At 53.5% G+C, this 15,159-nt stretch carries 18 protein-coding genes; 13 read left to right on the top strand and 5 right to left on the bottom strand.

All coding sequences use genetic code 11. The features are described from left to right. Positions 1–157: 157 nt before the first annotated feature. The 8 genes from AACX99_RS14405 to AACX99_RS14370 all read left to right on the top strand — a co-directional run bounded on the left by AACX99_RS14405 (position 158) and on the right by AACX99_RS14370 (position 7,042). The gene (locus AACX99_RS14405) at positions 158–757 is read left to right on the top strand and encodes a tetratricopeptide repeat protein (protein ID WP_312971460.1); all 600 of its coding nucleotides are present in this window, start codon (positions 158–160) and stop codon (positions 755–757) included. Positions 758–835: 78 nt separating this feature from the next. Then, positions 836–1,270 (top strand): hypothetical protein, encoded by a 435-nt coding sequence (locus AACX99_RS14400; RefSeq protein ID WP_339412816.1) that lies wholly within the window; start codon positions 836–838, stop codon positions 1,268–1,270. A gap of 468 nt (positions 1,271–1,738) precedes the next feature. Continuing rightward, complete coding sequence (locus AACX99_RS14395; RefSeq protein ID WP_339412814.1) at positions 1,739–2,479, top strand: NYN domain-containing protein; 741 nt, start codon at positions 1,739–1,741, stop codon at positions 2,477–2,479. A 458-nt stretch (positions 2,480–2,937) separates the two neighbouring features. After that, on the top strand, positions 2,938–3,330 hold the full coding sequence (locus AACX99_RS14390; protein ID WP_339412812.1) for a hypothetical protein: 393 nt from the start codon (positions 2,938–2,940) through the stop codon (positions 3,328–3,330). A 93-nt stretch (positions 3,331–3,423) separates the two neighbouring features. Further along, positions 3,424–3,846: a hypothetical protein gene (locus AACX99_RS14385; RefSeq protein ID WP_339412811.1), complete on the top strand. Its 423-nt coding sequence runs from the start codon at positions 3,424–3,426 to the stop codon at positions 3,844–3,846. A gap of 458 nt (positions 3,847–4,304) precedes the next feature. Continuing rightward, a complete protein-coding gene (locus AACX99_RS14380; RefSeq protein ID WP_339412809.1) occupies positions 4,305–4,634 on the top strand; it encodes a DUF6966 domain-containing protein in 330 nt (109 codons plus the stop codon). A 92-nt stretch (positions 4,635–4,726) separates the two neighbouring features. Continuing rightward, positions 4,727–5,137 carry a hypothetical protein gene (locus AACX99_RS14375; RefSeq protein ID WP_339412808.1) on the top strand — a complete coding sequence of 137 codons (411 nt, stop codon included), beginning with the start codon at positions 4,727–4,729 and terminating at the stop codon, positions 5,135–5,137. Between the two features lie 738 nt (positions 5,138–5,875). Continuing rightward, positions 5,876–7,042, top strand: a complete 1,167-nt coding sequence (locus tag AACX99_RS14370) for a 1-acyl-sn-glycerol-3-phosphate acyltransferase (RefSeq protein WP_339412806.1) — start codon at positions 5,876–5,878, stop codon at positions 7,040–7,042. 63 nt (positions 7,043–7,105) lie between these two features. Here AACX99_RS14370 and AACX99_RS14365 read toward each other — a convergent pair whose 3' ends face one another. Continuing rightward, positions 7,106–7,393, bottom strand: coding sequence for a hypothetical protein (locus AACX99_RS14365; protein ID WP_339412805.1), 288 nt, complete (start codon positions 7,391–7,393; stop codon positions 7,106–7,108). A 268-nt stretch (positions 7,394–7,661) separates the two neighbouring features. On the opposite strand from AACX99_RS14365, the gene AACX99_RS14360 reads away from it, so the two are divergent. Next, the gene (locus tag AACX99_RS14360) at positions 7,662–7,868 is read left to right on the top strand and encodes a hypothetical protein (RefSeq protein WP_339412804.1); all 207 of its coding nucleotides are present in this window, start codon (positions 7,662–7,664) and stop codon (positions 7,866–7,868) included. A 66-nt stretch (positions 7,869–7,934) separates the two neighbouring features. Here the strand turns inward: AACX99_RS14360 and AACX99_RS14355 are convergent, their stop codons facing one another. After that, on the bottom strand, positions 7,935–8,519 hold the full coding sequence (locus AACX99_RS14355) for a YajG family lipoprotein (RefSeq protein WP_339412802.1): 585 nt from the start codon (positions 8,517–8,519) through the stop codon (positions 7,935–7,937). A gap of 172 nt (positions 8,520–8,691) precedes the next feature. On the opposite strand from AACX99_RS14355, the gene AACX99_RS14350 reads away from it, so the two are divergent. Beyond that, positions 8,692–8,925: a hypothetical protein gene (locus tag AACX99_RS14350; RefSeq protein WP_339412800.1), complete on the top strand. Its 234-nt coding sequence runs from the start codon at positions 8,692–8,694 to the stop codon at positions 8,923–8,925. Between the two features lie 454 nt (positions 8,926–9,379). Further along, a complete protein-coding gene (gene mqo / locus AACX99_RS14345) occupies positions 9,380–10,882 on the top strand; it encodes a malate dehydrogenase (quinone) (protein WP_339412799.1) in 1,503 nt (500 codons plus the stop codon). 63 nt (positions 10,883–10,945) lie between these two features. Here the strand turns inward: mqo and AACX99_RS14340 are convergent, their stop codons facing one another. The 3 genes from AACX99_RS14340 to AACX99_RS14330 all read right to left on the bottom strand — a co-directional run bounded on the left by AACX99_RS14340 (position 10,946) and on the right by AACX99_RS14330 (position 12,234). After that, positions 10,946–11,308 (bottom strand): PilZ domain-containing protein, encoded by a 363-nt coding sequence (locus AACX99_RS14340; RefSeq protein WP_339412797.1) that lies wholly within the window; start codon positions 11,306–11,308, stop codon positions 10,946–10,948. Between the two features lie 60 nt (positions 11,309–11,368). Further along, entirely contained in the window at positions 11,369–11,791 is a 423-nt protein-coding gene (locus AACX99_RS14335; RefSeq protein ID WP_339412795.1) for a DUF4124 domain-containing protein, read from the bottom strand. A gap of 68 nt (positions 11,792–11,859) precedes the next feature. Beyond that, on the bottom strand, positions 11,860–12,234 hold the full coding sequence (locus AACX99_RS14330; protein ID WP_339412794.1) for a tetratricopeptide repeat protein: 375 nt from the start codon (positions 12,232–12,234) through the stop codon (positions 11,860–11,862). A 149-nt stretch (positions 12,235–12,383) separates the two neighbouring features. On the opposite strand from AACX99_RS14330, the gene AACX99_RS14325 reads away from it, so the two are divergent. Both AACX99_RS14325 and pyk read left to right on the top strand, forming a co-directional pair. Beyond that, positions 12,384–13,181, top strand: a complete 798-nt coding sequence (locus AACX99_RS14325) for a tetratricopeptide repeat protein (RefSeq protein WP_339412793.1) — start codon at positions 12,384–12,386, stop codon at positions 13,179–13,181. Between the two features lie 88 nt (positions 13,182–13,269). After that, entirely contained in the window at positions 13,270–14,721 is a 1,452-nt protein-coding gene (pyk, locus tag AACX99_RS14320) for a pyruvate kinase (RefSeq protein WP_339412791.1), read from the top strand. Positions 14,722–15,159: the final 438 nt, after the last annotated feature.

Genomic DNA, 15,159 nt, shown 5'->3' with positions numbered 1-15,159 from the left:
CGTAACGCGTTACAAGCAGGGAAGCGGTGCTTTAAATTATGCGTACATCCGAGCGTCTAACAATTGGTTCAAATCGCTCGCTGCGCTCGCTGGGACGGGCTAAAGCCCGCCCCTTAACCAAACGTTAGGCACACATGAAAAAGTCCGGTACTCGACCATGAGTGATGCAAAACTAAAATCACGAATAAAGAGAATATTTAAAGATGAGATGGAATCAAAAGGTTTTGTTTTGAAGAAACCTAGAATTCCAGAGAGATTCTTGCAGGGGCTAAGGCAAGGCATTGAATTCCAGCCTGGAACTGGACACTTAGCCGGCAAATACACTTTAAATGTATTCTGGAGTTTCACACATGCCTTAGATGAGGGCATATCAATGCATGGTACATCTCGTATCGGAGCCCTCACTGGCGGCGGGGACACTTGGTTTTCGCGGCAAGATGAAAACTTGGAATCCGACTTCAGTGCAGTTAGTGAAATAATTAAAAAAGTAATTCTACCCTACCTAGACAAATATAACTCAATAGAGAGCATCCTGGCAGGTGTCAAAAGTGGTGAGCTAGATACTTCTCATGCGCTTGGCGTTGATGAAGGATGGCGTGAATTCAATCTAGGGTACTGCTTCGCTTCTCTTGGAAATAGGAAGGAGGCAGTGAAGCACTACAGCGCAGTTATAGAAATGCACTCTAACCATACAGTTGAATGGGTGCAAAACCGAAAGCAGGCTGCTGTTAGTGAAATTTCGCGTCTATGTGCCTAACAACTGGTTCAAACCGTTCGCTTCGCTCACTGGGACGGGCTAAAGCCCGCCCCTTAACCAAACGTTAGGTTTAGCCGTATGTCCTTCATAGAGAAGACTAAAGAAGCAATATTATCAAAAGCGGTAGAGGCATCTATAGCGTCAATATCTGCGCTTCTATTATTTATTTTCTATCAAATCTCACCAGTGATAATTACTGCTATTGAGTCCGCAATTTCCCAGAAAACGCTTCTAGCTCTTTTAGCGCTATCGATCGTGACAAACATCTTTCTATTGGCACTTGTAATCTTAACCAATTCCAAAAGCAAGAATGATCTCTACCTTAAATTTGGAGTCTACTGGGATAAAGACAAAAATGCACACTGCCCTATTTGCAAAAACGTGCTGTCTACCAATAACCGTTTTGGCCCACTTAGCGAAGAATATTACTGCAACCCTTGTAAAAAGCTAACGTACACCACAAACGCCACAGGGGAGCAAATTCCAAGGCAAGAAGCAATTGAGCGTCTTTAAACCTAACAATGCGCTCAAATCGCTCACTCCGTTCGCTGGGACCGGCGAAGCCGGCCCCTTAGCTTAATCGTTAGGCATACAAAGCAAAGGAATGCAGCCACATGGAAAATCGCGGATTCAACAGTTCAAAACCGTGTATTTCTCATGAAAGGAATTTTGCGTATTTGAAATCGCAGGCGGGCCAAAAAATCTTGGCTCAGCAATATCCGGCACACCAGCCATAGCATCGCGCTGGCGCTGAGGCGCTCAAAAATTGCCAAGCAGAAAAAGCACATGAAACGGCACAAACCGCATGAAGAAGCCATTCAAAGCAAAAGCATTGCCGATTATCGTGGCGCAACAACTTGCAGTGCCCGGTTCAAGTCCGCGCCTAACAAGTGGTTCAAGTCGTTCGCTTCGCTCACTCAGGACGGGCTAAAGCCCGCCCCTTAACCAAACGTTAAGCACCACCGCAGACCAAGGACGTCCATGAAAGATCTGAATGAACACAAGAAAATTGCAGTGCTGATTGACGCCGATAACGCTCAGCACTCCAAGATAAAATCAATAATCAGTGAAATATCCGTCCATGGGCATATCGTAATAAAAAGAGCATACGGCGACTGGTCAAAAGACAATTTAAAAGGGTGGAAAACATCTTTAAACGAACTGGCTATACAGCCAATCCAGCAATTCGCATACACCACAGGTAAGAACTCTACAGACGCATTAATGATTATTGATGCTATGGACTTGTTGTATTCAAATAAATTTGATGCATTTGTTCTGGTTTCGAGCGATAGCGATTTTACAAAGCTAGCATCTAGGCTTAGAGAAGCCGAGATAGTTGTTTATGGTGTCGGGGAGAAAAAGACACCAATTTCCTTTCGAAATGCTTGCGACGATTTTATTTATACTGAAAATATCGGTATTGAAATAACAGAAGAAACACAGGTGCCGCAAAAAGCTCAGGACCACAGCATTGCTGAGGACCTTGTACCTGCTCTAACCAAAGCTTGGGAGCGGTATCAAGACGATGATGGGTGGGCGAACGTTGCACCTGCTGGAAGCTTTGTTAAACGTGCCATGCCTGACTTTGACCCGCGCTCATATAATGCCAGCAAATTCCCAGACATAATTTCACGCCTTACTAGTCACTTTGAAATGAAAAAGTTCAAGGGCAAAGGTACGGTTAATATTGTTGCATACAGACCTCTTACAGGCGCTTAACAACTGGTTCAAACCGTTCGCTCCGCTCACTGGGACGGGCTAAAGCCCGCCCCTTAACCAAACGTTAGGCTCTTTCATGATATTCCTGGCACTCACACGTAAAGGTTATGAAAGCTACCAAAGCATTGGCAATAATTCGGTTTGTTTGCTCTGGCTGTCCGCAGGAATATTCTCTAAGGCAGAACTCGCAGCACTTAGGCAGTCAGGCGTAGCCTTTTCAGACTTTAGCTATGTAATTGAGCCTAACGATAAAGAAGCAATTTCATGCGCAATCCATACCATCAAAGAACACCATCCAGATGAAACGGTATGGGTAGAGTCATGAAACATAGAGTTTTACATGCGTTCGACTCTCAATTTCGGTACAGCCTAACAAGTGGTTTAAATCGTTCGCTGCGCTCACTGGGACGGGCTAAAGCCCGCCCCTTAACCAAACGTTATATGCAGTCGAGGAATAAATGAAGGGATTCTTTAAAAAAATTGTCGCAGCAGTATTCCTATTGTACTTGGCATATATCTTGATGCCATACATATGGCATCTCATGTACGATCAAGAAACACTTGATGCCTTAAGCTGGAATGGATACGGAGGGCAACTAAATATTTACGGCCCTTTCCCTTACTTCATCGCTGGAATCACATTGGTTTCTCTTGTAGGTATCCACCAGCTCAGAAAATGGGGCCGTAAATTATTTCTAATCTCAGTTATTGCATCTGGAGTCTTAACACCATTTTTTGGCCTAGGCGTTATAGGTGGTTTTGACTTATTTATAGGTTATTTCCTAACGGTTGGCACAGGCGTAATCATTTCAATGTCATATTTTTCAAGCGTCGCCGAAAATTTCGAGTAATGCATATAACAATTGGTTCAAACCGTTCGCTTCGCTCACTGGGACGGGCTAAAGCCCGCCCCTTAACCAAACGTTATGCACTAAAGGAATAGTATGCGCTCAGCAAATCTTATAATTACTGGTGGCATTGCTGCATTCTCTACATTTCTTGCTACTTACGCGTCCCCAGTTGGAACAAAAGAACTTCACCACTGGGCACTGGTTCTGGGGATGTTTACAAGCATTGCGTGTATATCATGGCTATTTTTCGGCGCGCTCCTCTTATCAAAAATCAATAACCTTAAAGGTCAGATATTCATCTTGCTTGGCTATGCATCAGCCCTTGCGTTGTGCGCTATATCTGGCAGTAGCTTTGGCGCTTTGTATTTTATAATGCATGCAGAAAAAGTCGACTTCATAACCGCTTTCAAATCTACTGCCATAGTCATACTCGGCGGCTACACAATAGCCGCTGCAATATTCGGCGGGGCACTTTTTTATCTAAAAAGACAACGATCACTACCGCAAAGCGCATAACAACTGGTTCAAACCGTTCGCTTCGCTCACTTGGGACGGGCTAAAGCCCGCCTCTTAACTTAACGTTAGGGTTTCATCATTAAATGAAGCTGCTCCAAGACACGATGAATGATGGCTCTAGAAATTTTCTGTCGCTCCCTACTGGAAGCACTCCGCCAATTCGTTTAGTTTTTCGCGTACTTTCATTGTGGGGAGCTTACCCAACGGCCTACATACCTAGCCTTGGCGAAAGCTGGATAGACTTTAGATACAAAAGACAAAAATTCAGTATTAACAACCAATACGGTGATTTCTGGTTTTTTGTTGAAAATCCCAAGTGCCCTGATTCTGTTCTACTTGAGGTTGCAAACCACTTTGAAAGGATTCTGTGTGCTCACCCCTAACAAGTGGTTCAAACCGTTCGCTGCGCTCACTGGGACGGGCTAAAGCCCCCCCCTTAACCAAACGTTAGGTGCCAGATGCATCCTGAAATTGAGGATTTATCCAAAACCATCCAAGAAGCTGCTGACTTACTTCTTTCTGTGGGTGAACTTCATTGGGGCAACTGGCTTGCAAAAAATGCAGCCTTAATCAGTGCCTCAGACTTCAGAGGCGTTGAGCATGTTCTAACTGCTTTTGGCGGGATGGGGAGCATCAATGATTTGGTCATTCACCCGATGAATGGCCATTCAGTGAACGAAAAGCAAATTTCAATGGTTAATGAAAAACTCGAAGCATTACTAAGCTCCGTAGCCATAAAGTCAAAAAAGCTCTACAACGAAGAGGTAGATGCTCTGCGAGGCACCTAACTAGTGGTTCAAATCGTTCGCTCCGCTCACTGGGACGGGCTAAAGCCCGCCCCTTAACTTAACGTTAGACTCATCCCGTAGAGAGTTCGCACATGGCAGTTAAATTCAATCGCGATGCAGCAAGGCTGAGATACGAAGGTTTAGATATTGATGAGCTTGTACGAATAGCATTCACAGAAAGTAGCGACTTTGTAATTGACGCAGTCACTTTAGCCAAAGACGAGCTTAGCCGACGAGGCGTCCATGGAGAGTCAGACCCAATAGTATTGGCCGCTATCGAACAGCTTAAATTACTTAAAAATTCCGAAATAAAATCAACTTCAGAACCGGCAAATTCTTTCATATTAGCGCTCTGCTTTATTTTTGCTGACATATTCGCCATAGCTTGCGCCCTTATTTATTCGTCAAAAGGACGGAAGATTGCAGCTAGCGAGGTGTGGAAAGCTTTTGCATTTGGTTGGTTATTCCGCATCGCCCTTTTTATTTGGTACCGTGTAATATAAACATACGTCTAACAATTGGTTCAAATCGCTCGCTACGCTCGCTGGGACGGGCTAAAGCCCGCCCCTTAACCAAACGTTAGCTAACCGCGTTCCGCTTAATTGTTTTTTACACCGCGTACAACCGCAGCATCGCTCCATTGCTTTCGGGTTTACAGGTCATCGAAATTTGCGTTTACTGAACGTCCGCCGCCACTATCGGGGCACGTTGAAATTGCGGTTAGTCAGCTGCATCGAAACATTAAATTTATTGCGTTGCACCAGGTTTATCGCGCAACGCGTTACAAGCAGGAAAGCGGTGCTTTAAATTATGCGTACATCCGAGCGTCTAACAATTGGTTTAAATCGCTCGCTGCGCTCACTGGGACGGGCTAAAGCCCGCCCCTTTAATTTAATGCCTTCCTTGCAAACCACCGCCGGGCCACTTCCGCTGTTATCTGCTGCCCGCTTTTTGTTCTGCTAATTTTCCGTCCGCTTCGCTATACCCTGGGCTCATCTGTCCACGCACGGGGTCTATCTCTCCGTGAACGATGTACATCTCATATTCCGGGTACGCCTTAATCAGCTCCGCGAAGTCTTCTAGCCTCGCCTTTGTTCGTATATCAGTCGCTACCGTCTGCCATCTGCGGCGTTCGGTTATAATCGCCGGTCTATAGCTGGCCCTACAGTCGCGCAATATCCACTGTCACGCGCGACGACCAGAGCACTGAGCATCTCCACAGCCACCCAAAACAAGAGAGCATGATGGGCGAATTCGATGCCATCCGACCTTACTCCGACGCCGAAGTCCCTACCGTGCTGGCGCGCCTACTGGCCGACGATGCGTTTCTCGGCATCCTCACCCAGTTCCGCTTCCCGCGCCTGGCATCTTCGCTAGGCTGGCTGCTTAAACCACTTATAGCCTATCGCCTGCGTCTTGAGTTTCGCGACGTGAGTTCTGTGGCGCAATTGCAAACGCGCATCGAGAGCTATGTCGACCGTACCATTGAGCAAGCCACCGATGGCGTGAGCTATACCGGCATCGAACACCTGCAGGCCGGCAAGGCATACCTGTTTCTCGCCAACCACCGCGATATCGTTATGGACCCGGCGTTTGTCAATTACGCGGTGTACCACGCTGGCCTACCCACGCCGCGCATTGCCATCGGCGACAACCTGCTGCAGAAGCCCTTTGTCAGCGATCTGATGCGCCTGAACAAGAGCTTTATCGTGCACCGCTCGATCAGCGGACGGCGCGAGAAACTGGCGGCTTATCAGCTGCTGTCGGCCTATATCAATCATTCGATCCGCAATGATGGCGAGTCGATCTGGATCGCCCAGGCCGAAGGCCGCGCCAAGGATGGCGATGACCGCACGGATTCGGCGATCCTCAAGATGTTCCATATGAGTCGCAAGGGTGAGCCGTTCGCCGAGGTGATCAATGCCCTGCGCCTGACGCCGGTATCGATCAGCTACGAGTACGACCCCTGCGACCAGGCCAAGGCCCGCGAGCTGTTTACCCGCGCCAGCACTGGCAACTACACCAAGGCGGCGGGCGAGGATGACCAGAGCATCGCCCTCGGCATCACCGGCTACAAAGGTCGCGTGCACGTGCACTTCGGCGCGCCGGTCAGCCAGGGCCTGGAGGACAGCAAGTTGCTGGCGGCGGAAATGGATCGGCAGATTCTCACCGGCTATCGACTGTTTCCCGTGCATTACCTGGCCTACGCCATGTGGGCGGACCGCGACCCGGAACTGACCGTGCCCAGCGCCGCCGAGCTATTCCCCGCAGCAGAACTCAGCGCAGCCAAGAACGAATGGCAGCGGCGCCTGGCCAACTGCCCAAGCGAGCAGCAGCCCTACCTGATCCTGCAATACGCCAATCCGGTACGTAACCAGTACCGGATCAAGGCTGGTCTGCCGCTGTAGGCAAATCGCAGCCAGAAAAAACGGCAGCCAATGGCTGCCGTTTTTTATTGCCTGAAAACCGGATTACAGCTGCGTGCTAAGCCAGGACAACAGCAGCGCCGTCGCCAGACAAGCATAACCAAAACGATAGAAAAACTGATTCAGGCGCATTGTCGGCTCGTCAAAGGCACAGGCCTCATCAGCCAGTTCATTGAGCTCACTACCGGCCAACAGGCGTGCCTGCGCACGCTGTTCACGCATACGAGTGGCCAGCAACAACCAGGCGCCGGCGAGGACAAAAAATAGCGCCAGCCCGTTAAGCCACTGCCCAGGCTGACCTTCGATCAGCAACCAGAGCGCTTGCAACGACATGCTCAACCTCTATATCTAGCAGACAGGCGCGCAAAGCGGCGCCTGATTAGCAGCACACCCGAGGCACTCTCGGGCAGTCCAAATACGGCCGCGGAGTCTACCGAAGGTTGCAACACTAGCGGTTCGATTCCGACGAATCGCAGTCGCTATGACCAAGCGGTCTAAACACTGTCATTTTCCTGAGCTATGGTCTAACACTCGCCCCAATGCCTTGCCCATACAGGCTCGTGCACGGCGACTGGCCTTAACATCCATGGAGGATCACACCATGCTGCATGCCCACCCCCAAGACCGCGACTACCTGATCGATTCGCTGGATGACGTGGACGCCGTCATCGACGAGCTGTCTTTCAATGTGCAGGACGACCACTGGCTGGTCTACTGCGCCATGGGCGGCCATGAGCATTACGCCCTACCCGACGTAGACGCACGCACCGGCATGAGCTTGCCCGAGTTCTACAGCGAGGCGGCCTGAAAGGCCGCAAAGCGAGGTGTAAAAAAGCCCGGAATAGTCCGGGCTTTTTTATTACCGCACTAAGGCTTACTGAGCGAGCATCTGGCCGATGGTCGGGTCTTTGAAGGCGCGGGTCAGGGCGTCGCTCAATACATCGCTGATCAGCTTGGTATTGGTCGCCTGATTCGGCGCCATGCCGAAGCGCTGGTTCAGCGAGGCGCCGTATCGGCCGCTGTAGCGACGGCTGCTGTTCTGCACATCGAGACGGAAGGTGGCGGTCATATCCGCTTCGGTCACGTACATACCTTCTTTCGGCGACTGATACTTAAGTTCGGCCAGGGTCAGGGTCAGCTGCGGCGCGTTATAGGCATTCGCGCTTGGGGTAAAGCCGAGCAGACGAACCGCCGCTTCCGCCTGGGCCTGCAGCTTGGGCAGGATGTCCTGACCGGTCACGCTGATCGCACTGGTTTCCGGGTAAAGGCCGCCACGGGTGCCCAATACGGGCGAAGGACGACCATCGGCCACGCGCACCACCACCGGTTGCCCCTGGCCAACAGCGGTCAGCGGGCTATTGAGTTTGGGTTGTGGGCTGAGTTGTTGCGGGCTGTGGGCGCAACCCACCAGAGTAAGGCTGGCAACAGCCACCAGACCAAACAGCAGACGATGCAGCATGCTCAACTCTCCATAAATAAGGGGCAGAAGTGGCGCGCAGTATAACCAGTGTGGTAAATGCCTGACAGCGTTGGTTGTTGGACGTTCAAGGGGGGTAACAGGTTCCCGTAACGCTCTTGTCATGCGCGTCAGGCATAAGACTTTAGTCTTCCCTGCTCATGAGTGATTCGCCATGTTCTCACTGCGCAACCTACTCGCCCCACGCCGCCCGATGCGCTCATTTGCCCTGATCGATGCGCAAGGCATCTGCCGCGCGTTACGTCATTCAGCCCAGGTACCACAAGGCTCCGGCTGGATTGAGGTGCAACACAGCTGCCCAAGCTGGCTCAATCGACCGCTGCCTGTCGGCGCCAGAACCGCCCAGGTCACGCCATGCCTGCGCGTGCAGCAAACGCTGGCGGCCTGACCGGCGGAAGAAGAAAAGTCACACCAGGCGATCAATTTTCCTGCTTTGCCCTTATAATCGCGCCCCGATTATAAGGACGCCTCCTGTTCGGGCCCTGCCGTCACGCTGATGCACCATTCATCGGCCGCGCCCCAGAGAGTCGCCCACTTCGCGCTGCCTTCCGGCCGCCGCTTTCCCCCCCGTGAAATGCCATGCAGTTGCTGCGATGGTCGCTTTATATCGTGGAAAGTCGGCCCTGGCAGACGTGTTTTGAGGTTCACGACTCCAAAAGAGCGTGAAAAAACGGTTTGGAAAACTTCACAAGAGTGTGGCGAAAATGAACGATCTCGCGGTTGGCATCTGCACCCAGAAGCCTGCTTCTTTCAACCCTGAGCGTCTCGCCGACTGCTGATTAGCTGTGTGCATACACAAGCTGACTAACGTCTATTGAGTGCTGGTTTGCGGAGAAGTGGTAATGGCGCAAAACGATTACGAAACAATGGATGTGGTGCTGGTTGGTGCCGGCATCATGAGTGCGACCCTGGCCGTACTGCTGAAAGAGCTCGACCCGGCGATCAAGCTGGAGGTCCTCGAGATGATGAGCAGCGCATCAAGCGAAAGCTCTTATCCGTGGAACAATGCGGGCACTGGCCATGCGGCCCTGTGCGAGCTGAACTACACGCCGGAAGCTGAAGACGGCTCGATCGACATCAAAAAGTCGGTGACCATTAATACTCAGTTCGAGGAATCCAAGCAGTTCTGGGCCTACCTGGTCGAGAAAGGTCGCTTTGGCTCGCCTAAATCGTTTATCAGCCCGATCCCGCACTTAAGCTTCGTGCGTGGCCAAAAAGGCATCGACTTCCTGAAGAAGCGCTTTAAGGCGCTGACCACTCATCACGCCTTCAGCGAAATGGAATACAGCGAAGACCGCGCCACCATGGCTGAATGGATGCCGCTGATGCTCCCGGGTCGCGACCCGAACGAGCCCATCGCTGCCACCCGCGTAATGGCCGGTACCGACGTGAACTTCGGCGCACTGACGCTCCACCTGCTCGAGCACCTGCGCCAGCAGAACGAAGCCAAAGTCACCTGCAGCCAAAAGGTCGTTGGGATCAAGCGCAGTGGTCAAGGCTGGCGCGTCAGCGTTAAGGACCTGAATAACGGCAGCAACCGCGAAATTCAGGCTAAGTTCGTCTTCCTCGGCGCCGGTGGCGCGGCGCTGCCGCTGCTGCAAATGTCCGGCATTCCGGAAGGCAAAGGCTTTGGCGGCTTCCCGGTCAGCGGCCAGTGGCTGCGTTGCGACAACCCGGAAGTGGTCAAGCAGCACCAGGCCAAGGTCTACAGCCAGGCAGCAGTCGGTTCGCCGCCGATGTCGGTACCGCACCTGGATACCCGCGTCGTGGAGGGCAAGACCTCACTGCTGTTCGGCCCTTACGCCGGTTTCACCACCAAGTTCCTCAAGCGTGGTTCGTTCCTCGACCTGCCGCTGTCGATTCGCTTCAACAACATTGGCCCAATGCTGGCCGTAGCGCGCGACAACTTCGACTTGACCCGCTACCTGATCAAGGAAGTACTGCAGTCCGAAGAGAAGCGCTTGGAAACCCTGCGCGGTTTCTATCCAGAGGCCAAAGCTGAAGACTGGCGCATCGAGATAGCTGGCCAACGCGTACAGATCATCAAGAAGCATGCGAAGAACGGAGGCATCCTGCAGTTCGGAACCGAACTGGTGGCAGCACAAGACGGTTCTCTCGCCGCACTGCTAGGCGCCTCGCCAGGCGCTTCGGTAACAGTCTCGATCATGCTTGATCTGATCCAGCGCTGCTTCGGCGAACAGGTGAAGTCAGAGCAATGGCGCACCAAACTGAACGAGATCTTCCCGGCCATGGCTGACGTTCTGGCCAGCGACGCCGAACGATACCGCGAGGTGCAGTCGCGCTCCGACGCGCTGCTGCAGCTGGAACAAACCGTCAGCGCCTAAACCGCGCTGCAATAAAAAACCGCCTCTAGGGGCGGTTTTTTATTGCCTGCCGGGGTGATCAAGTCAGGCCGATGCAGCCATAGGGCGAAAGCTGAAATAATGCCGCAGCGCATCGACCATCTCGACATAGTCACCGGGCGGGGCGACCAGGGCAAAGCCTGAGTCATAACAACCTGGGGTGACATCCTCTCGGGACCACTGGCAAGTGGCGGAGAAATCAATGTAGTGCGGCGCATCATGCCCAGGGATCTTCAGACGCATGTCAAAACGTGCGCCCACCAGCAGGGGCAGCTGGCTGATCAGCATCAGTCCGTCCAGGGAGACATTGCCGATATAGCCCATAGGTTTATCGGTGATGCGATTGAACACCTTCAGGTAGTACGGCAACTGATGCCGCTCGATGCTGCGCTGAATATGCTTGGACATAGTGGCAAATCGCTATAGATGGCCATTGAGTATGGCCCCACTACTGCGCTTAAACCAGTTTCAGGAACAGCGTTCAGACATCCGGCTCTGCAATTGCTGACGGGCGGTATCGAGCTGATCATCACTGTAGTAACTACGCTCGCCGTTCGCTTCGGTGCGGTAATAGCTGCGTCCTTCGGGAATCGAGGCCAGTTTTTTGCGCAGCTCGCGGCATTCCTCGGCACGCTTGGCCTGGTTATCCGCAGCCACAGCAGACGCCTGCGCCTGCTCCTCGCGGCGTGCCTCATAGAAGCGATTGGTGCGTTCTTCGCGCTCACGGGTCAGTTGGTCACGCTCGACCACCTGCGGCTTGACCTCAATCTGCTGAGCCCCAGCCGCCGCAGGGCGCTGACCGAAATGCACCTGGCCATTGGCATCGGTCCAGCGATAGATTTCCGCAGCCGCCAGCCCCGGCAATAGCAACAGGCACAACAAGACGCGCATGGATTCCTTCCCGTAAAACCTCAGCTTACCGCCGAGAATAGCCTTTTATGGCCTGTGGCGACCAGCGGTCAGGGCTTGACCGGATTGACCTTGACGGCCACATCGACGCCGTCATGCCCCAACTGGCGAAGGGTGTCCATGCGTGCACGGGCACGGTAGGCGTACTCACTGGCCGGGTAGTGGGTGACGATGAATTGATAGGTCTGCATGGCATCGACGAACAGCGCCTGACGTTCCAGGCACTGACCACGCAGCAGGGATATTTCCGGCTGCATATAACGCCGCGAGCGGCTGTTGCGCTCGGCCTTGGACAGCGACAGGATGGCAGCCTCGCACTCACCGCGGTCGTAGGCCTGATAGGCACTATTGAGGTGGTGATCAAATGAGTAACGGTTGCACCCCGCTATACCCAGCACCAGCAGAACAATAAACAGTATGCGCATAAGCCTCTCCTCCGATGAGCAGTGTATCGACTGCCGCGGAAAATTCTGCAGCAACATATCCTCTGATGGGTAATGCCGCCAGCCACTTGGCCAGCACACATACGCCTGACTAGACTGGCGCGCAACGGCCTTTGCGCCCAGGAGCTGTCATGTCGTCTTCCTCTCGCCTGCTAATGCTGCTGTGTACCGCACTATTGAGCGCCTGCTCACCCACCACGCCGCTGTTTATTGCGCAGATCACCACCAACGAAGTGGTCGAATACAAAACCCTGAAAAACAACCGCATGCTCGCTGCTATCGAGGATGAAGGCGACCTGTTGACCTATAGCGCCCAGGCCATCCGCGATGCCAAGAGTGAACAGGCCGAGCAGCTGTACCTCACTGGTTACCGTGACGAGAAGCTCAGCGATGAGGTGCGCGCCATCTCGCTTTATCAGATCGGCCTGCTCTATATGAACCGTTTCAACGAGCAGCGCGATGACAATAAGGCACTTAACTACTTCTACCAGGTGCTTAATCAGTTCCCATCCAGCCGTGCCGCCGAACGGGCCGAAGCGCGTATCGTGATGATCCGCGAGCGGGCAGACGAGCCGGTGCACAAAACTTCACGCGAACTGCTCGCGCACTGGAAGCCCAATCAGCAACTCGACCTCTACAAACCCAGCCTCGACCAAGACATGACCCTGCTATCGCGTCGCGCCGTACTGAAAAATCGCGTAGGAGAAGCCGAAGAGCTATACCTGCTGGCCTTGAGCGACCCCGGCATCCCAGCCGACATCAAGGAAAAGGCCCTGTATCAGCTCGGTCTGATGTACCTGGCCCAGGACAACCCCCAAGCCAGCCGCGACAAGGCCATCACTTACCTGCGCCGCCTGCTGGTGCAATACCCCAGCAGCGAGCTGAACAACAAGGCCGCCCGCCATCTGGACCAGGCACTCAATCGCTAGCAGGCCTGTCAAGGTAGTGCAGAGGAACAATGACTACAGCCTTGCGGCATAGTAGCCTCGTGCACAGATGCAACTCAGGAGTCTGTGCATGACCTTTCGCCGCACCAAAATCGTCGCCACCCTCGGCCCCTCCAGCAACAGCCCCGAAGTGCTTGAACAGCTGATCATCGCTGGCCTGGATGTCGCCCGCCTGAACTTCTCCCACGGCTCGCCCGATGAGCACAAGGCCCGCGCCAAGCTGGTGCGCGAGCTGGCTGCCAAGCACGGTCGTCACGTTGCCCTGCTCGGTGACCTACAAGGCCCGAAAATCCGCATCGCCAAATTCGCCAACAAGCGCATTGAGCTCAAGCTCGGTGATCGTTTTACCTTCTCCACCAGCCACCCGCTGACTGCCGGCACCCAGGAAATTGTCGGCATCGACTACCCGGACCTGGTTAAGGATTGCGGCGTGGGTGACGAGTTGCTGCTCGACGATGGCCGCGTGGTGATGCGCGTGATCAGCGCCACCAGCGATACCCTGCACTGCGAAGTGATCATCGGCGGCCCGCTGTCCGACCATAAAGGCATCAACCGCCGCGGCGGCGGCCTGACTGCGCCGGCGCTGACCGAGAAAGACAAAGCTGACATCAAACTCGCGGCCGAGATGGAGCTGGATTACCTGGCCGTGTCCTTCCCGCGCGATGCCGATGACATGCACTACGCACGCAAGCTGCGCGACGAAGCCGGCGGTACTGCCTGGCTGGTGGCCAAGATCGAGCGCGCCGAAGCGGTCGCCGACGACGAAACGCTCGACGGCCTGATCCGCGCCAGTGATGCGGTGATGGTTGCTCGTGGTGATCTGGGTGTGGAGATCGGCGATGCCGAACTCTGCGGCATCCAGAAGAAAATCATCCTGCACGCGCGCCGCCACAACAAGGCGGTGATCACGGCGACGCAGATGATGGAGTCGATGATCCAGAATCCGATGCCGACCCGCGCCGAAGTCTCCGACGTGGCCAACGCCGTGCTCGACTACACCGACGCGGTGATGCTCTCGGCGGAAAGTGCCGCAGGCGCTTACCCGCTGGAAGCAGTGCAAGCCATGGCGCGCATCTGCCTGGGCGCGGAAAAACACCCGACCAGCAAGAAATCCAGCCATCGCATCGGCACCGAGTTCGAGCGCTGCGACGAAAGCATCGCCCTGGCGGCCATGTACACGGCCAACCACTTCCCTGGCGTGAAAGCGATCATCGCGTTGACCGAAAGTGGCTACACGCCGCTGATCATGTCGCGCATCCGCTCTTCAGTGCCGATCTTCGCCTTCTCCCCGCACCGCGAAACCCAGGCCCGCGCGGCCATGTTCCGCGGCGTCTACACCGTGCCGTTTGACCCAGCCGCCTTGCAGCCAAGCGAAGTCAGCCAGGCAGCAGTGGATGAACTGCTCAAGCGTGGCGTGGTACAGGCCGGCGACTGGGTAATTCTGACCAAGGGCGACAGCTACCACACGATCGGCGGCACCAACACCATGAAACTGCTGCATGTCGGTGAAGCGCTGGTGTAACCAGCCTCGCGCCACCGAAAAGGCCGCTCAAACGAGCGGCCTTTTTATTTGCACTGTGAGTGCTGCCATCTAGAAAGTGATACCGAGAGGCGTCGCCGTGCTGTTCTAGTTAACGGGCCCACACGAGTCCTAGAACGCCCAAGACGTAGAATATATATAAATATAAACCCGCTATTTTTAAGTAAGCGTTGACGGAAACTTTTACTGGAGATAAAGAAACCAGAACCGCGCCACAAAACTCATCGTCTAAAAATCACACTGACAGGCACATAAAACTTTAACCCGTAAAACACCTACACACTTAACATGGAAACCTTCTATATAGACAAAGCACAATTAAATAACTTTTATCACCCAACACCACTGGAGATATATGTAAAAGGATTACCAGGCAGCATCAAAGCAACAAGAAAACTACCAATACAACAACCCCATATA

This window comes from Pseudomonas sp. EA_35y_Pfl2_R5 (assembly GCF_963970805.1).
Lineage (GTDB): Bacteria > Pseudomonadota > Gammaproteobacteria > Pseudomonadales > Pseudomonadaceae > Aquipseudomonas.
The sequence above is the reverse complement of the archived record's forward strand: the minus strand, read 5'-3'. Positions and strand labels throughout refer to the sequence as shown.